The 18,873-nt window shown below is 40.1% G+C and carries 16 protein-coding genes and 1 tRNA gene; 5 read left to right on the top strand and 12 right to left on the bottom strand.

The features are described from left to right. The 5 genes from J655_RS18660 to J655_RS18640 form a co-directional block, all read right to left on the bottom strand. Window positions 1-389: GTP-binding protein (locus J655_RS18660; RefSeq protein ID WP_032052761.1), on the bottom strand; the 389-nt coding region annotated here is incomplete at its 3' end. Window positions 390-484: 95 nt separating this feature from the next. Next, a complete protein-coding gene (fusA, locus tag J655_RS18655; RefSeq protein ID WP_002120436.1) occupies window positions 485-2,623 on the bottom strand; it encodes an elongation factor G in 2,139 nt (712 codons plus the stop codon). A gap of 177 nt (window positions 2,624-2,800) precedes the next feature. Next, a complete protein-coding gene (gene rpsG / locus J655_RS18650; RefSeq protein WP_001138055.1) occupies window positions 2,801-3,271 on the bottom strand; it encodes a 30S ribosomal protein S7 in 471 nt (156 codons plus the stop codon). 160 nt (window positions 3,272-3,431) lie between these two features. After that, on the bottom strand, window positions 3,432-3,806 hold the full coding sequence (rpsL, locus tag J655_RS18645; RefSeq protein WP_002050319.1) for a 30S ribosomal protein S12: 375 nt from the start codon (window positions 3,804-3,806) through the stop codon (window positions 3,432-3,434). A 200-nt stretch (window positions 3,807-4,006) separates the two neighbouring features. Further along, entirely contained in the window at window positions 4,007-5,326 is a 1,320-nt protein-coding gene (locus tag J655_RS18640) for an EcsC family protein (protein WP_017399816.1), read from the bottom strand. Window positions 5,327-5,626: 300 nt separating this feature from the next. Here J655_RS18640 and J655_RS18635 point away from each other — a divergent pair, with 300 nt between their 5' ends. The 5 genes from J655_RS18635 to J655_RS18615 all read left to right on the top strand — a co-directional run bounded on the left by J655_RS18635 (window position 5,627) and on the right by J655_RS18615 (window position 11,076). Continuing rightward, window positions 5,627-6,856, top strand: a complete 1,230-nt coding sequence (locus J655_RS18635) for a beta-ketoacyl synthase N-terminal-like domain-containing protein (protein WP_002120440.1) — start codon at window positions 5,627-5,629, stop codon at window positions 6,854-6,856. Window positions 6,857-6,874: 18 nt separating this feature from the next. Continuing rightward, on the top strand, window positions 6,875-7,327 hold the full coding sequence (gene hemJ / locus J655_RS18630) for a protoporphyrinogen oxidase HemJ (protein WP_002120291.1): 453 nt from the start codon (window positions 6,875-6,877) through the stop codon (window positions 7,325-7,327). A 156-nt stretch (window positions 7,328-7,483) separates the two neighbouring features. Beyond that, window positions 7,484-8,044 carry a hypothetical protein gene (locus tag J655_RS18625; protein ID WP_032052760.1) on the top strand — a complete coding sequence of 187 codons (561 nt, stop codon included), beginning with the start codon at window positions 7,484-7,486 and terminating at the stop codon, window positions 8,042-8,044. A 385-nt stretch (window positions 8,045-8,429) separates the two neighbouring features. After that, complete coding sequence (locus J655_RS18620; protein ID WP_005803179.1) at window positions 8,430-10,055, top strand: NAD+ synthase; 1,626 nt, start codon at window positions 8,430-8,432, stop codon at window positions 10,053-10,055. Next, a complete protein-coding gene (locus J655_RS18615) occupies window positions 10,048-11,076 on the top strand; it encodes a hypothetical protein (RefSeq protein ID WP_002120422.1) in 1,029 nt (342 codons plus the stop codon). Before J655_RS18620 ends, J655_RS18615 begins: the two co-directional genes overlap by 8 nt. A 43-nt stretch (window positions 11,077-11,119) precedes the next feature. On the opposite strand, the gene J655_RS18610 is transcribed toward J655_RS18615, so the two are convergent. From J655_RS18610 to J655_RS18580, 7 genes are all read right to left on the bottom strand, one after another. After that, window positions 11,120-11,196: transfer RNA gene (locus J655_RS18610), tRNA-Met, on the bottom strand. A gap of 156 nt (window positions 11,197-11,352) precedes the next feature. Further along, complete coding sequence (gene cntB / locus J655_RS18605) at window positions 11,353-12,309, bottom strand: carnitine monooxygenase, reductase subunit CntB (RefSeq protein ID WP_005803183.1); 957 nt, start codon at window positions 12,307-12,309, stop codon at window positions 11,353-11,355. A gap of 47 nt (window positions 12,310-12,356) precedes the next feature. Further along, window positions 12,357-13,808: an NAD-dependent succinate-semialdehyde dehydrogenase gene (locus J655_RS18600; protein WP_005803184.1), complete on the bottom strand. Its 1,452-nt coding sequence runs from the start codon at window positions 13,806-13,808 to the stop codon at window positions 12,357-12,359. A gap of 63 nt (window positions 13,809-13,871) precedes the next feature. Beyond that, window positions 13,872-14,987, bottom strand: coding sequence for a carnitine monooxygenase subunit alpha (cntA, locus tag J655_RS18595; RefSeq protein ID WP_002120432.1), 1,116 nt, complete (start codon window positions 14,985-14,987; stop codon window positions 13,872-13,874). Between the two features lie 48 nt (window positions 14,988-15,035). After that, window positions 15,036-16,004 carry an alpha/beta hydrolase gene (locus J655_RS18590; RefSeq protein ID WP_005803187.1) on the bottom strand — a complete coding sequence of 323 codons (969 nt, stop codon included), beginning with the start codon at window positions 16,002-16,004 and terminating at the stop codon, window positions 15,036-15,038. Window positions 16,005-16,015: 11 nt separating this feature from the next. Further along, window positions 16,016-17,668, bottom strand: coding sequence for a BCCT family carnitine transporter (locus J655_RS18585; protein WP_023187688.1), 1,653 nt, complete (start codon window positions 17,666-17,668; stop codon window positions 16,016-16,018). A gap of 20 nt (window positions 17,669-17,688) precedes the next feature. Then, the gene (locus tag J655_RS18580; RefSeq protein WP_005803190.1) at window positions 17,689-18,801 is read right to left on the bottom strand and encodes a tartrate dehydrogenase; all 1,113 of its coding nucleotides are present in this window, start codon (window positions 18,799-18,801) and stop codon (window positions 17,689-17,691) included. Between the last annotated feature and the right edge of the window lie 72 nt (window positions 18,802-18,873).

Here is an 18,873-nt window from a genome sequence, read left to right as displayed (position 1 = left end):
TAAGGTACACCAACCTGACGAGAAAGAAGGATGTGTTCACGAGTTTGTGGCATTGGACCGTCAGTCGCAGCACACACAAGGATCGCGCCGTCCATCTGAGCAGCACCAGTAATCATGTTTTTAACGTAATCGGCGTGGCCCGGGCAGTCAACGTGCGCGTAGTGACGAATTGGAGAATCGTATTCTACGTGTGAAGTATTAATTGTAATACCACGTGCTTTTTCTTCAGGTGCTGAGTCGATTTGTGAGTAATCTTTCGCTTCACCGCCGTAAGTTTTTGCACAGATAGTTGCAATCGCAGCAGTTAAAGTTGTTTTACCATGGTCAACGTGACCGATTGTGCCCACGTTTACGTGTGGCTTATTACGTTCAAACTTGGCTTTAGCCATGATGATCTTCCTTTATAAACTACTCATGGAGGGTCACCCCATGAGCACTTGGTTTTTAACTAAGAAATTAGTTTGGGCTTATAGTAATCGAAAGATTACTCGTCGTCACCTTTTTTACCGCCAGCTTGGAATTTAGCGATGATGCCTTCAGCCACGTTACGTGGAGTTTCAGCATATTTAGCAAATTCCATAGAGTAAGTCGCACGACCTTGAGACATAGAACGCATTTGAGTCGCGTAACCAAACATCTCAGCAAGAGGAACTTCTGCACGAATTGCTTTTGTTCCACCAGGAAGATCGTCCATACCTTGAACCATACCACGACGACGGTTTAAGTCACCCATGATATCGCCCATGTAGTCTTCTGGAGTTTCTACTTCAACTTTCATGATAGGTTCAAGAAGGATAGGATCCGCTTTCATGAAACCATCACGGAAGGCATAAGAACCTGCCATTTTGAACGATAATTCGTCAGAGTCGACGTCATGGTAAGAACCGTCGAATAATGTCGCTTTAATACCAACAACAGGGTAACCAGCTAATACACCATTCTTCATACGTTCTTGAATACCTTTGTCAACCGCGCCAAAGAATTCTTTAGGTACTACACCACCAACAACTTCTTCAACGAATTGGTATTCTTTACCAGCTTCTTCAACATCAAGCGGTTCAAGACGTACATATACGTGACCAAACTTACCTTTACCACCAGTTTGACGTACGAACTTACCTTCTTGTTCAACAGACTTTTTGATCGTTTCACGGTAAGCAACCATTGGTTTACCAATGTTAGCTTCAACACCGAATTCACGCTTCATACGGTCAACAATGATGTCAAGGTGAAGTTCACCCATACCAGCAATAATTGTCTGACCAGATTCTTCGTCTGTACGAACACGGAACGATGGATCTTCTTTAGCCAAACGACCTAAAGCGATAGACATTTTTTCTTGGTCTGCTTTAGTTTTTGGTTCAACAGCCAATGAAATTACTGGCTCTGGGAATTCCATACGCTCAAGAGTAATGATGTTTTTCTCATCACATAATGTATCACCAGTTGTAACGTCTTTAAGACCTACACACGCTGCGATATCACCTGCACGGATTTCATCAAGATCTTGACGTTCGTTCGCATGCATTTGCACGATACGACCGATACGTTCACGCTTAGCTTTAACTGGGTTATAAACCGGATCACCTTGTTTAAGAACACCAGAGTAAACACGTACGAATGTTAAGTTACCTACGAATTTGTCGTTCATGATTTTGAACGCAAGTGCAGAGAACGGAGCTTCGTCAGATGCTTCACGAGACGCTTTAGTTTCGTCTTTGTCGTCAAGGATACCTTCGATCGCTTTAACTTCTGTAGGTGATGGTAAGAATTCAATTACAGCATCCAACATACGTTGAACACCTTTGTTCTTGAACGCAGAACCACAAAGCATTACTTGAATTTCAGAAGCTAATGTACGAGCACGTAAACCAGCGATGATGTCTTCTTTAGAAAGATCACCTTCTTCTAGGTACTTGTCCATTAATTCTTCAGAAGCTTCAGCCGCAGCTTCAACCATTTTTGTACGCCATTCGTTAGACGTATCAACTAGGTCAGCTGGGATATCAGCATATTCAAACTTCATACCTTGAGATGCTTCATCCCAGATAATCGCTTTCATTTCGATAAGGTCAACAACACCCTGGAATGTATCTTCAGCACCAATTGGCACAACGATAGGAACAGGATTACCACCTAAACGAGTTTTAACTTGCTCAACAGCACGGAAGAAGTTTGCACCAGTACGGTCCATCTTGTTCACGAATGCTAAACGAGGCACTTTATATTTGTTCGCTTGACGCCATACAGTTTCAGACTGAGGTTGTACACCACCTACAGCACAGTAAACCATGCACGCACCGTCAAGAACACGCATAGAACGTTCAACTTCGATTGTGAAGTCTACGTGTCCCGGGGTGTCAATTACGTTGATACGGTGTTGTTCGAATTGGTTACCCATACCAGACCAGAAACAAGTCGTAGCAGCAGAGGTAATTGTAATACCACGCTCTTGCTCTTGTTCCATCCAGTCCATTGTTGCTGCACCGTCGTGTACTTCACCAATTTTGTGAGATACACCTGTGTAGAACAAAATACGTTCAGTTGTAGTTGTTTTACCTGCGTCAATGTGCGCAGAAATCCCGATGTTACGGTAACGAGTAATTGGGGTTTGGCGAGCCATGATGTCTACATTCCTAAATGTTATATTTAAAACAGGACGCACCAATTAAATTGATGCGCGCGAATATCCAAACAGGCAACTTAAATACCTGCAAAGCCCCCACTTTGATAGAGAGCAATGTTGAATCGAGCTGCTGTACGCATGAATATTCTCCTGAATAAGGCCTGTTTTATCCGCTTAGAAACGGTAGTGAGAGAAGGCTTTGTTAGCTTCAGCCATACGGTGCACATCTTCACGTTTTTTGATTGCTGCACCTTTACCTTCAGCTGCATCAAGCAACTCACCAGCAAGACGTAAAGCCATCGTTTTTTCAGAACGCTTAGCAGCAGCATCTACTAACCAACGCATAGCTAAGGCAGTACGACGGGATGGGCGCACTTCCATAGGTACTTGATAAGTAGCACCACCAACACGGCGTGCTTTTACTTCAACCATAGGACGAACTTTTTCAAGAGTAGTCTCGAAAAATTCAACTGGGTCTACTTTGTTTTTTTCTTGAACGCGTTCTAAAGCACCGTAAACGATACTTTCTGCAATAGATTTTTTACCATCTTGCATTACGTGGTTCATGAATTTAGCGATTGTTTGGCTGCTAAATTTTGGATCTGGAAGGATCTCACGAGCAGCGACTACGCGACGTCTTGGCATTTTAATACACCTAATAATATGACACTTCAGGATGATCCAGCAGTTTGTACAAGTGTCATGTACACGACGCTGGCCTTACTATACGTCGCTTGAATTACAAATCTATGAAGAATTCAAACAAGCGAAACGCTAAAGGGCTTATTCGACTAGTTTCCTAGAATTACTTCTTAGGACGCTTAGTACCGTATTTAGAACGTGATTGATTACGATCTTTAACACCAGCACAGTCTAATGAACCACGAACGGTATGGTAACGTACACCCGGTAAGTCTTTAACACGACCACCACGGATAAGAACAACACTGTGCTCTTGTAAGTTATGGCCTTCACCACCGATGTAGCTAGATACTTCAAAACCTGAAGTTAAGCGAACACGGCAAACCTTACGCATAGCTGAGTTAGGTTTTTTAGGTGTAGTTGTATAAACACGTGTACAAACACCACGACGTTGTGGACAAGCCTTCAACGCAGGAACTTTGGATTTTTCAACCAAAGTCGTACGACCCTTACGGATCAACTGATTCGTTGTTGCCATATGGCAATTCTCCCGTTATTAAAAAACCTTAAAAAGAAAATACCTCTTTTTAAGGGCACATAATTGTAAGCCAAGATGCAAAAATGGTCAACACGGCAATACTTACCAAATGTTGACCATATCAATGTTTGACAGCACGATTTACAAATTTAAATAGAGGCTATTTTTACTTTTTAAACCTTCACTTTGTAAGCGTATTGTTAAGAGTATTTTTTATCTTCTAATATCTCGTCATCATCCTCTGGTGTTAGAGCAGGCTTTTGTTCAGTATGCTCATGTTCTGTCACATGTTTGTCAGCAAGTTTTTCTAAGCCCTTATGAACATTTTCCTGAACTTTCTCTTCACTTTTTTCGCTTTCTGTAGGTTTTAACACAATAGATACTTTCGAGATTACCTCGTGATTTTCTACTTTATGATGATGAGCAGCATGAATATTGCCATCTTCGCCTACATTTAAAAGTCTTGGGCTTGCTTTTTGAATGAGTGTAACCGCAGCATAATAAGCCTGTAGTGGAGATAAATGCTCACTTGGATGTTCGTTTAAATAATGTCTTGCAGCTCCAAAAATTGCCTGAGCTTTATGTCCTACATCTTCTTGTAATTTCCAGCTATATACTGCACTTAAAACAGCCCCTGCAACTGGAGTAAACTTACCAAAAGCTGAAAGTTTAGGAATACGATTTAACCATTCCCATTTAAACTCCCCTTCTTCATCTGTTAGCCAGCTCTTTAAAGTATCTATATCTGTGGTTGAACCTAATACTTGCTGAAATTGATGAATATCTTGAGTTTCCAACATATTTCGCAATGTTTTTAAAGCCAACAAGAGAGTTTGTTTCTCTGCAATCAGGCTAATGTCAACTTCTTTAAAAATAAACTCAACAACATCTTGGTCTGCTACCTCCAGCAGATCAAAGCCATGTGACCTTCCTGTCTGGTAAATAGTTCTTAAAACCAAAACCAATGAAACTGGAATATCTACAGCTGCACCAACAACGCCTGATACACCTGTAATTGCACCTTGTACAGTCGCAATGAGCTTGTTTTGTTCTATAAGCGCCTGACTTAGACGTTGAGAACGACCTGTATCTTTAGTTAATTCAAATAAATCTTTAGCACCGGCTTCTTCTAGGATTTTTTCAGTTAAGGTACTTTTTGAACTAAAGTCATTTAACCAATTAAATAAATGGCCTGAGATTTTTTCATCCCAATCTGGCGAAAGAAATGTAGCAACACCATTTACTTTTTTAAAATGTCGACCAAATACCTGACGTGTGACTTTTGGTAAATGTTCTCTTAGCATTTGTTGAGGACTTTCATATTGCTCAACTTCAAATGGGCTTTTTGTTCTCGATCTACCTTCAACAGTTTTTCCAGTTGGGATTGGTTCAATTACCTTACTGACGTCACCTGATTGGTTCTGTTGCAAGATACTCAATCCTGTAGAACTGAGCTTTTTAGCCACTCCGAAGACCTGAGAAAACAAATTGTCAGATTGATTATTATTAAATTTTGTCATCAAGTACCTCGATTTTTTAATTTATCTAATTAGAGATAAATACTAGGTGGAATGTGGATTTATCTCAACTTGAATGTGTGTATTTTAGTTAACCCTAAATGCAACATACTATGTATTTGGTTATTTTTTTTAAATGTAAAATTGTCATAAAGATTTGCCATAAGAAATAAAAATCCTTTCTGCTATCATGTTAACAACGAAAAACATGAGTCCCGTTTTCTTACAGCTATATTCTCCTATTCATTTTCATAGCTGTTGAACACGATAGACTCTTAAATATCACCATAAAGGGACCTGTAGATGAAACGTGTTGTAATCACTGGTATGGGTATTAACTCATGTATCGGTAACTCTTTAGAAGCAGTTACTCATTCACTTCAAAATGGAATCTCCGGGACACGTTTTAACCCAACTTATGCTGAACTCAATTTTAAAAGTCATGTCAGCGCTGCTGCAGAACAAGACTTTGATAATATCGACCGTAAATTAAAACGCTTCATGGGCGTATGTGCGATGTATGCATACAACGCTGCTGTAGCTGCAGTTGAACATGCAGGCCTTACTCCTGAACAACTTGCTGGTAATCCACGTTATGGTATTGCAGGTGGTTCAGGTGGTGGCTCAACTGCTTCTGTTGTTGAAATGACAGAATTATTAGAGACTAAAGGCGCACGTAAAGTGGGTCCATTCTTCGTACCACGTAACATGTCAAACACCATTACTGCAAACGTAGGTGTTGCATTTAAACTACAAGGTATTTCACATACTATTACAAGTGCTTGCGCAACTTCTGCAGATGCAATTGGTTATGCGTACAACTTAATTCAACTTGGCAAACAAGACCTTATGCTTGCTGGTGGCGGTGAAGAAGATCACTGGTCTCAAAGTTTATTGTTTGATGCAATGGGCGCACTTTGCTCGAAATATAACGACTCTCCAGAAACAGCATCTCGCCCATATTCAGCAGACCGTGACGGCTTCGTTATTGCTGGCGGTGGCGGTTTCGTAGTACTTGAATCACTTGAGCATGCGCAAGCACGTGGTGCGAACATTTTAGCTGAAGTAGTAGGTTATGCTGCGAACAGTGATGGCGCGGACATGGTTGCTCCAAGTGGTGAAGGTGCTACACGTTGTGTATTAATGGCACTTGAAGAAGCTAAGCAACACGGCGTAGAGAAAATTGACTATGTAAATACACATGGTACTTCTACTCCAGCCGGTGACATTACAGAACTTAAAGCAATGGAACGTGCATTTGGTGAAGGTAACGTACCTCCTCTTAGCTCAACCAAATCTATGACAGGTCATAGCTTGGGTGCAGCTGGTGTACAAGAAGCTATTTACTCAGTGCTAATGATGCAAAATGACTTTATTGCACCAAACATCAACGTGACTGAACTTGATGAAGGCGCAAAACCTTTTGATATCGTACTTGAAAAACGTGATGCAAAATTGAATACTGTAATGAGTAACAGTTTTGGCTTTGGCGGTGTTAACGCTTGCCTTATTTTCAAGAAGTGGGATGCATAATCCCACCTAGGATTATCGATGGATGCACCTTCTGATGCTTTTTTGTGGGTAAAAGCATTACATATTATTGCCGTGGTTTGCTGGTTCGCTGCTTTGTTCTACTTACCACGTCTATATGTTTATCATGCTATGAGTGAAGATGCTGCAAGTCATCAACGCTTTGAGGTAATGGAACGCAAGTTGTATCGTGGAATTATGTGGCCTTCGATGATTGCTACATTAATTACCGCCCATTTCCTTGTAGAGTGGGGTGATGCAACTCGACATTACCATCAAGCGACTTGGTTTTACCTCAAAGTTGGATTAGTGGCTTTATTAGTGATTTATCATTTGGTATGTGGCTATTATCGTAAAAAGCTCATCGGAAATGCTCACTATAAATCACATAAGTTTTGGCGCTTCTTTAATGAAATGCCAACCTTAATTTTATTTGCTGTTGTGATTTTAGTTGTTGTAAAGCCTCAGTTCTAACTGGGGCTTTTACTTTTCTTATCTAAGAAGTCTTATATTCACAATAATAAAATTATGAAATTCATTTAAAGTTTTATGAAAACAGAACTATAAACTAATGAATAGCCACGGCTCTTTATTTAATAACACATGATCTATACTATGCTAAACAAATAGATGAACTCATTTAATGGCAAAGCTATGCTAACTTTTAGTGCCCTTAAACGCTTAATCCATACACAATTTATTCTTCTTATACTTTTTATTTTCCGTCACTTAAAAAACTATCCGATTAGACATTTGTCTGCTCAAGAAAAATTATTGGCACAAATGGTTTTCGGCGACATGCTCGATTGTGAACGGCCTAAAATTATTGCTACGCGCTACCTCCCTTGGCAAAGTTGCGGTATTTTCATGGCCCCAAATGGGAATATTTATGTCAATCCTGCTGATTACAGCGAAAATTACGCTCTAGAGTCTAAGTTTATGCAGGGTATTTTTATTCACGAACTCACCCACGTCATGCAATATCAAAAAGGCATTCATGTACTATTTAAAGGTGCTTTATTACAATCAGCCTATTACCTCAGCTTTAAAAGTTACAATCCCTACAAATATACCTACCACCCTGACAAGGCATTTAGTACGTATAATATTGAACAGCAAGGCGAAATTGCACGCGACATTTGCTCTGGGAAAATCCCAAATATTATCTGTTCACCTCAACTTCATTTGTAACTAAATAATCAATCTCGCTGTGAACGTAACATTTTTTGCGTAATGTAAATAAGAATTCTTATAAATCAGAAATACTTATCTAAACTATAAAAGTGGGCTTATTCAATTCAAATTATTGAAAAAAATAGAACAGACTTATTCCAAATTAGCTTGTGATAAGGCAGTATACAAACAATAAAAATAATGAAGCCTGTTTCTATTCTATACAGAAAATCTCGTTATTTTTACGCAGAAAATATGGGATTGGTATATATTATTGATCTTGACATTTTTGTTTACTATTTTAATTGTTTACTATCGTATCATACACATCGTTGAAAAATTATATCCATAAAAATCAACACCGTGTGTATCTATATTCGTTATGATCTAGGATTAGGTTTGAATGAAAAGTTTTAAAGTTGCCCTTGCTCAGTTTTCTCCGCATATTGGCAATATTGACTCAAACACCCAAAAGATGATTGAGCAAGTAAATCAGGCGAAAAAACAAGACGCTGACCTGATTATTTTTCCCGAGCTTTCTGTTATTGGTTATCCAGCTGAAGATCTATTGTTACGTCCAAACTTAAATAAACGTATGCAAAAGGCTTTTGCACAACTTGCCGAAGTTAAAGATATTGTTATGGTTTTCGGGTTCGTAAACCAGACAGAAGATGGTCAACGTTATAATTCTGCTGCTGTCATGAAAGACGGTCAGGTTTTGGGTGTTTTTAACAAACATAATTTACCAAACTATGGCGTCTTTGATGAAAAACGTTATTTCCAAAAAGGGCATCAGCATTTGGTGTTTGAATATCTTGGACATAAGTTTGGTGTATTAATCTGTGAAGATATCTGGTCAATTAATACGGTTAAACAGTTGAGCCAATTAAATGTTGATACAGTTCTTGTACTCAACTCATCACCATATGAAGTCGGCAAACCACAACACCGTATACAGACCTTAAGTGAACTTGCAAAACAACTTCATCTAAATATTGTTTACGTTAACCAAGTGGGCGGACAAGACGATTTAATTTTTGATGGTACAAGTTTTGTCAGTAATCAAAATGGTGAGATTGCTTTACAAGCACCGAGCTTTAAAGAAGATATTTATATTGCTGAATTTGACCGTGATACAAAGTTATATAAAGTCACTGAATCTGCTCCTGCATTAGAAACATTTGCAGAAATCTATCAAGGTTTAGTCATGGCAACTCGTGACTATGTAGAGCGCTCAGGCTTCCCAGGTGTGATTCTGGGTCTTTCTGGTGGTATCGACTCTGCCCTTACACTTGCGATTGCTGTGGATGCAATCGGTGCAGAAAAAGTGCAAGCTGTAATGATGCCTTATACTTACACTTCTCAAATTAGTGTAGAAGATGCGGCTGAACAAGCTCGCCGTATGGGTGTGACTTTCGGTATTGCTGAAATTCACTCAATCGTAAATAGCTTCATGCAAACGCTGTATCCTTTCTTTGGTAATTCACCAGCTGATGCAACTGAAGAAAATTTACAAGCGCGTGCTCGTGGCACATTGCTTATGGGTTTATCAAACAAGTTTGGTAATTTAGTCCTTGCTACAGGGAATAAATCTGAACTTTCAGTTGGCTACTGTACGCTTTATGGCGATATGGTTGGTGGCTTTGCGGTTCTAAAAGATGTTTATAAAACTATTGTATTTGAATTAGCAAAATACCGTAACAGCTTAAGCGAAACCCCTGTGATTCCTGAGCGTGTGATTACCCGCCCACCTTCAGCAGAACTTCGCCCAGATCAAAAAGACCAAGACTCTTTACCAGCATATGATGTATTGGATGCCATCCTTTACGCATACATTGAAGAAGATTTAGGTCAGGCCGACATTATTGCCAAAGGTTTTGATAAAGAAGTTGTTGAAAAAGTCATCCGTTTAGTTGATCGTAATGAGTACAAACGTCGTCAAGGTGCGATTGGCCCGAGAATTACCTCTCGTGCATTTAGTCGCGAACGACGTTATCCGATTGTCAACGGTTGGACAGCGAATGACTGAGCAGAAAAACTCATCAAAAACTACAGCACTTGCTCAAGCACTTTTGCTTGAGCAGGTGGAATTTTTCAAAAAACAATTATCTATAGAAAACTCACCTATTTATTTCCAGCAGTTCATTCAGTTGTTTATGCAACATGCTGACGAAATCAAGCTACATGAAGTTGTTGATTTAGAGCAACTACAAGCCGTTGTGAAACGCTATGCTTTTGAAATGCAGCTAGGTGCTGGTTTACTTGAGTTTATTGGGGAAATCGCGCAGCGTATTTATTTATCTGCTATGAAGTCTCCAATTCAGTTACAAGACTTGGTCTCTGACCACCAATTTGAAATGTGGCTTTCTAAATTTTTAGAAATGGAACATATTCCTCATTATCTTAATCAGTTTTTAAGAACTAGCCCTTCTGTACAACAGCTTTGCCAATATATTGCAACCTCGACTCTAGAACAAAAATTACCAAAACTTCTAACTGCATCTAGAGTAGATGACTACCATTTTGAATGGCAACATAAGCTCAAAAAATTCTCTTTTTTACAACAACAACGCCTCGAGCATAAACTTGAAACTTGGATTGCCAGTTTTATTCATGAGCAACTTACAGAATTAAGTCTTTTATCGAGTGAAGATTTAGAAAGTCTAGTACGTCATGTTTGGGAAGATATTAGACATAAAAAAATGTATGAATTTATGAAACAGCTCACTCCTCTCGATGTAGAAGAGTTCTTTGTTTTAATTTACGAATACTGGAAAGAATTACGCCAATCGCAATTTATGCAAGATCTGATTTTGTATGGTGTCGAAGTTTTTTATGACTTTTATAAAGATCAGAGTTTATTTGAAGTATTAAGTGAGATTGGATTAACCGAAAGCGACTTACAAACAGAAGCTTTACGTTTTTATCCGAAGGTTATGGATGCCTTTAATGAACACGGTATTTTAGAACCATTACTTCAAGCGCTTTTAGCTCCTTTTTATCAAAGCTCAAAAACACTCGATATGATTGAAAAACATTTTAATGAGTAAAAAATAGATAAAAAGAAACCACGCAGGAGCGTGGTTTTTAAAATGGTGGCTATGACGAGACTTGAACTTGTGACCCCCGCATTATGAGTGCGGTGCTCTAACCAACTGAGCTACATAGCCGTAAACTGTGTGCGCATTATCTATAGTTCTGTATAGCAGGTCAATAGGTAAAAACCCTTAATGCCCATCAATTGAACAAATAAGATTCAGATCATCATTATTTGTTCTTTTTTTAGCATTTTTTGCTTTAAACAATTGATCGGCCACAGAAATATATTAAAGATCTAATACTAGTTTTTTACCTTTAGCTCTCGACACACAAATCATCATGCTCTTCTGTGAAGCCTTTTCTGCATCACTTAAGTATTGATCAAAGTGATCTGCTTCGCCTTCTAAAATAGCAGTTTCACATGTACCACAAACCCCTTCTCGGCATAGACATTCCACATCAATATTTAATGTTTCAATAGCTTGTAAAATCGTCTGATTACTTTGTACTTCAATTTCTTGATTAGATTTGGCAAGTACCACTGTAAATGCTTCACCATCTTCAGGAACTGTTGAGGCAAATTGTTCCCAGTGAATGTATTCATCGCGGTAACGGTGCTTATTACAGCAATCAATCACAGCATCAATCATGGGTTTCGGTCCACAAACATACACATGTGTGCCTTTAGGTTGTGATGAAATCAGTTCATCCAGCTTCAATGAGCAACCTTCTGAGTCAACATAGCTAAATACATGTTCTGCATGTTTCTGCTTTAACTCATCTAACAAAGCCGCATGTTCAGGCGAGCGATAAGCATAATGTAGCTCAAAATCTGCACCGCGTGCTGCAAGCTCATCCATTTGAGGCAAGAATGGTGTAATGCCAATTCCACCTGCAATTAAAATATGTTTATTCCCTGTTTCGGCTAATGGAAATAAATTTTTTGGTTCTGAAATCTGAATTTCACAGCCTTCATTGCATTGATCATGCATAAACACTGAACCACCCTTACCTTCCACATCTTTACGAACGCAGACTTGGTAAGTCGATAGGTCTTGTGTACAACTCATCAATGAATATGCATTTGAAAGCTGTTCATTCATTTTGACAATAATATGGCTTCCCCCACTAAATCGAGGAAAGTTCTGCCCATCTTGACGTTTGAACGTAAACCGTTTGATTAAAGGGGTTAGTTGCTCCACATGAGTAACAACCGCTGGGAACATTTCATAATGACTAGCCATATTAGAATCCTTCTTTTACCACATATTCTTGTTGTTAGGGCTTATCCTTAAAGCCCTAAACACATGTATTTAATGGTCATGAATTCTTCAAGACCATACTTTGAGCCTTCACGCCCAACACCTGATTGTTTCACACCACCAAATGGTACAACTTCATTTGAAATTGCTGTGGCATTCATACCGACCATTCCATATTCAAGCTGTTCTGATACTCGCCATAAACGTGAAATATTTTCACTATACACATAAGCAGCCAAACCAAAGATCGTGTCATTTGCTTGAGAAACGACGTCTGCTTCATCTGTAAAGCGAATAAGCGGCGCAACTGGACCAAAAATTTCTTCTTGGACAATTTCCATTGTACGGTCTACGTTCGTTAGAACCGATGGCTCATAAAAGGTTTGTCCTAAAGCATGCTGCTTACCACCGCAAGCCACCTTAGCGCCTTTGCTCACTGCATCATCAATCAACTGCTGTGCTTTTAACACTGCTTTTTCATTAATTAATGGGCCAATTTGCACGCCATCTTCAAGCCCATTACCAACTTTAAACTTTTGTACTTCTTGTACAAACTTCTCGGCAAAAGCTTGATAAATATTGTCGTGTACATAAATGCGGTTAGCACAAACACAGGTCTGGCCTGCATTACGGAACTTGGCAAAAATCGCACCTTGTACAGCTTTATCTAAATCGGCGTCATCAAACACAATCAGAGGAGCATTTCCGCCCAACTCAAGCGCTAATTTTTTAATGGTACTTGAGCACTGCTGCATCAGTAGGCGTCCCACTGGAGTTGAGCCAGTGAAGGTCAATTTTTTCACTTTTTCATGTGAAGTAAATACCGAGCCAATTTCTTGAGACTTACCAGTAACGACGTTAATCACACCCGCTGGAATACCTGCTTTTTCTGCAAGCTTCGCAATCGCTAAAGCACAATAAGGCGTTTCATTCGCTGGCTTAATCACGACCGTACATCCAGCTGCTAAAGCCGGTGCTGCTTTACGGGTAATCATGGCGATTGGGAAATTCCACGGCGTAATCGCAGCCACCACACCCACAGGTTCTTTACTGATAATAAAGCGCTGCTGGTTATTGACGGTTGGAATCACATCACCATAAATACGCTTGCCTTCTTCGGCAAACCATTGAATAAATGATGCAGCATAACGCACCTCACCTTTCGCTTCTGCCAGAGGTTTTCCTTGTTCAATAGTCATAATTAAAGCAAGTTCATCGGTATGATCGAGAACTAGTTTGTACCAAGCCAATAAAATATCTGCACGGTTTTGAGCGGTCAAAGCCTTCCAGCTTTGCAAAGCAGTATAAGCAGCTTTAACTGCTTGTGTAGCTTCAGCCGCTCCCATATTTGGAATTGTGCCAATTTCTTCGCCTGTTGCTGGGTTAGTCACTGGAACCGATGCATTGGACTGTGCAGCTAGCCATTGTCCGTTAATATAGGCTTGTTGCTGAAATAATTCTGTGCTTTGTAAACTCGACATATTATCTTCCTAACTGAAGAATCAGGTGTAAGTCATCTTTACACCTGAATAAATCCATTTGTTTTATTTGTGATGCTGCGCCACTAAATGCTGGAAGTAAGCAATACCATGCTCACTGATACCAGAGCGTTGCTTGTCGGTCATAATACGACCTTGACCACGATAACCACGTGATTTCAAACCACGTTGTACGCTTTCGACCAAGTTCAAATCTTCAGGACGGAATACATTGCGATACCACTCAATTAAGTCTTTCTGATCTTGAGTGAGTTCTTCGTTCGTGAAGTAAATATCGTAATGCTGCAAAGTCGTTTCTGCATCTACTGGGAACTCATAGATCACAGTCATGAAATTGCTGCCCGGTGGTACATTGAACATCGTGCAAGGCCAAGTCCAGAAACCGTGAAATTCAGGATCTGTTACTGATGGATCAAGCTTAAATGACTTCTCAGATGAGCGAGCAAAGCCATATTGCAATGTCCAGTTCTGATGTGTGGTATGCCAATATTTATCAACTTGTACGGAGTCAGCAAAACCAGGATGCGCTGGTCCACAGTGATAGCACTCTAGATAGTTATCAACAATCACTTTCCAGTTTGCTGGAGTTTCTGTCACAAAACGTGCTGCCAGTTTCAAATCTTTAATTACGCTACATGCTTGATTTAAACGCTCAGCAAATTCCGGAAGTTGGTCTTCTACACAAGTCGCATTTTCATCCATATTAATGAAAACAAAGCCTGCATATTCCTCAACTTTTAAAGGCACCATGCTTGAATTTTCTTTGTCAAAAGATTCGACATGGTCACAGTTACGCGCCAAGGCTAAGCTACCGTCTAGCTTAAAAGTCCAAGCATGATATGGGCAAGTAATTACATTTTTTGCTTTACCACTGCCACTTAAAAGCTCGTGACCACGATGTGGACACACATTATAAAACGCACGTAAAACGCTATCTTTACCACGAATGATGACAATATTTTCACCAATTACTTTACGGGTAATATAGTCATTCGGTTGTGCCAATTCACTGCCATGTGCAACACAAATCCAGCTTTTAGCAAAGATTGCTTCTTTCTCATGCTCAAATACTTGCGATGAAGTATAGAAAACTTTAGGGAAAGTCCATGCAACATCTGGGTTTGCGCAAAAATCTTCAGGTAATTTTTCAACTGCACTCATGTTATTACTCCATTAAATTCTTTTCGTCCAAATGACTCGATATTAAATTCATATCTTTTCGACACTGCCAAACATGCGACGTATCGCACTCAGCATGTTTTGATATAACTGTTGAACTTCAGGACAGTCACGCATCAGACGTAAACTGCCATGTAATAAACCTTTGCCTAAATGGAACTCGTTAGGGATACCTACTTGTTCCAATTTTTGGGTAAGGAAATAACCGTCATCACTTAAAGGGTCATATTCTGCAACCGCCACAAAACTTGTAGGCATATCTGAAAAATCAGTTGCCAATAAAGGTGCTAGACGTAAATCCTGCCAATCTTGTGAATTCGGTGCATACTCCTTTAAATAAAAATGCATATCTTCCGTTGTGAGTAACGGCGCATGGGCATGCTTTTGTGCGGCTGGTGTATCAAGTGCTGTAGTTAAACACGGATAAACCAAAGCCAGACCTTGAGCTTGTAAACCACTATGCTGTAGATGCACTGCAAGGGCTGCTGCTAAGTTACCGCCTGCGCTATCGCCTGCTAGAACGATATTTTCACTATCAATCTGCCAGTCAGAACCATGTTGTTTAAGCCATTGATAAACTGCTAAACAATCTTCAAAAGCTGCTGGAAAGCGATGCTCTGGTGCCATGCGGTAATCCACACCAATGACAACTGCATTTAGGTCCTGACATAAATAACTGGTAATAAACTCATGTGAATCGAGTCCACCGACCATCCAACCGCCACCATGTAAATACAACACACATGGCCAACCAGCTTCAGGTCGTTTAGTTTTTGGTGAATAGATGCGAACAGGTACAGGATGCTCTGCATTTGCAACAACTCGGTCTTCTACTTCGATCTTGCCATCACGAGGCAAAGTGTAGTGTCGACACATCGCGTCATAGGCCGCGCGGACTGAGTCAATATCTGCATCTGCTGGTGAATAAATGCTGCTCCAATACACAAGGCTTTGCATTTCTTCACTTAAAACATACGTGGTCTGTTCACATGTAGTCATTACCGTTCCCTCTAGCTGGTTTTTCTGTCCAGTTTGATTGAGCTTGCAAGCTCAAGCTGCATCCGTTTTGCATGTTCATCTTGAGTCTGGTTTAAACCAATTTCCACATCATCATAACCTTGTTGCTCAATTAAATGTGATGGGACTTTGGCATAATCCTGAATCAACCATTTCACTAAACCATAGGTTTGAATCAGAATAATCACAATGAATGGTAAAGCCGTCACAATAGTTGCTGTTTTCATTGTGTCTAAAGGTGCCTTACTAAAGATCATGGCAATTGGAACCAAAGTCAGCATGACACACCAGAACAGACGTGCGTTTGGCGATGGATCTTGCCCTTCACTTAAACCGCGTGTACATGTTGCTGAAACCGCATACCCAACCGCATCCATATGTGCTGCCAAGAACACCACCATAATGCCGAGGAAAATCCACATCATCAGCTTTCCAGCAGGTAATAGGCTGAGCAATTGACCAATTGCAACCTCACCACCCTGTTGGCTTAAGATTTGCGGTACATTTACAGCCCCATGAATAAAGCTATAAACACTGTAGTTTTCAAACACACCAAAGATGAACCAAAGACCAACACTGCCACCAATCACCATGGCAAAGATCACTTCTTTAATAGTACGACCTTTAGAAACACGTGTTACAAACAGTGCCACACCCGGTGCATATGAAATCCACCATAACCAGTAGAAAACAGTCCATTCACGAGTAAACTTGCCATCGCCCATTGGGTCGGTAAACAGACTCATATCAACAAAGTTGGTTGCCATTAACCCGAAACTCATTAATGAGTTATTCAAAATGAATTGCGTTGGACCAAAACAAAGTACATAAATCGCAAATAACACCACACCTAAGCACACCATGTGACTTAAACGTTGCATGCCCTTGTCCATACCTACATACGAACTTAGTGCGAATAGAACCGAAACACCCAAAATAATGATGACCTTGGTCATAAAGGTATTTGGAATACCCGTGAGCTGAGACAAAATATTGGTAAATGTCACGGCAGTGAGTACTAATGAAATCGTCAATGCACCAAACATGCAAAGCAAGAACATAAGATCGACTAAACGTCCAACCACGCCAGTTGATTTAAAGCCTGTCACAGCTTCAATCACAGAAGCCAAACTTAAGCCTTTGTTTTTTCTAACATGGTAGCTGTAGCACAAAGAAATTGATGCCAAAGCATAAATTGCCCATGCACTTAAACCTGAGTGAAAAAACGAGTAAGCCACGCTATATTTCAATGCTTCTGCTGACTCAGGCGGTAAGCTCAAACCCGGAGTTTGATAATAATAAGCCCAGTCCAGAAAGCCCCAGTACAATGTAGAAGACCCGATACCCGACAAGATGAACATAAAAATCCATGACATCGTGGTGTATTGAGGCTTTCCTTCACCTAGTTTGATTTTGCCGTATTTACTAAAAGCTAGACCAAAAGTAAAAATAATAGCTAAAAAAGCAAACAGTAATACTGGGGTGGTAAATACCGATGTCGTCCACTGCATCCATGTTGCAGCAATCTTTATCGACTCTTGCGAATAAATCGCCAAACCAGCAACTGAAATAAATACAAACAGTAAACTGGTTACGGCAAGAACTTTATCCGTATAAATTTTTGTGTTTTGATTATCCATATCCATACATCCATTTTTGGATGGCGTTATTCCATAGCGAACACGTCCATTTTAATTTGGGCTACACATGATGCAATTGCATCTCCTACCTCATAAGTTTTTGCCTGACCGCCGATATCGGCTGTCTTTGGCCCATTAATTAATACATTCTCAATCGCCTGCATAATGTCCTGACCTGCTTGAATGCAGCGTTCATCATCTTCGCCAAAGAATTCGAACATCATGGCACCTGACCAAATCGCAGCGATTGGGTTGGCAATTTGTTTACCGTAAATATCTGGTGCCGAACCATGTACAGGTTCAAACAATGAGGGGAATTTTCTTTCTGGGTTTAAATTTGCCGAAGCAGCTAAACCAATAGTTCCTGTACATGCCGGGCCTAAATCGGAAAGAATATCACCAAATAAATTTGATGCTACAACCACATCAAAGCGTTCAGGTTGTAAAACAAAACGAGCTGCTAAAATATCAACGTGCTGTTTATCGGCCTGAATTTGTGGATATTGTTTTGCCATCGCATCCACACGTTCATCCCAATAGGGCATGCTGACCGCAATACCATTAGACTTGGTCGCTGCTGTAATTTTTTTCGCGTCACGCTGATTTGCAAACTCAAATGCATAACGCAAAATGCGATCTACACCATGACGTGTAAATACAGCTTCTTGTAAAACAAACTCTCGATCTGTTCCTTCAAAAGCCTTACCACCAATGGCTGAGTATTCTCCTTCACTGTTTTCACGGACCACGTAGAAGTCGATATCGCCCGGTTTTTTACCTACTAGGGGACATTTAACACCCGGCATTAAGCGCACTGGACGTAAATTCACATATTGGTCAAAACCGCGACGGAACTGGAGCAGCGAACCCCATAGTGAAATATGGTCAGGTACTTTATCTGGCCAGCCTACAGCGCCAAAATAAATTGCATCATAGCCCTGCAAAGTTTCAAACCAGTCATCTGGCATCATTTTGCCGTGCTCAAGGTAGTAATCGCAGCTTGCCCAATCGAAAGCATCTAACTGAAGCTCAATACCATGCTTCTCTGCTGCTGCCTTTACAACCTTAATGCCTTCTGGTAGAACTTCTAAACCAATGCCATCGCCTGCAATCGTGGCAACTTTATATCTTTTTGCCATAAGCTTCCTTCACACCTTCGACTAATATCCTTGTATGGCTTAAACATGATGTTTTAAGCAAAAATGATCAAC

The sequence above is a fragment of the Acinetobacter sp. 1294243 genome (assembly GCF_000588015.1).
Taxonomy (GTDB): Bacteria; Pseudomonadota; Gammaproteobacteria; order Pseudomonadales; family Moraxellaceae; genus Acinetobacter; species Acinetobacter pittii.
This window is presented reverse-complemented; position numbering and strand designations above follow the sequence as displayed.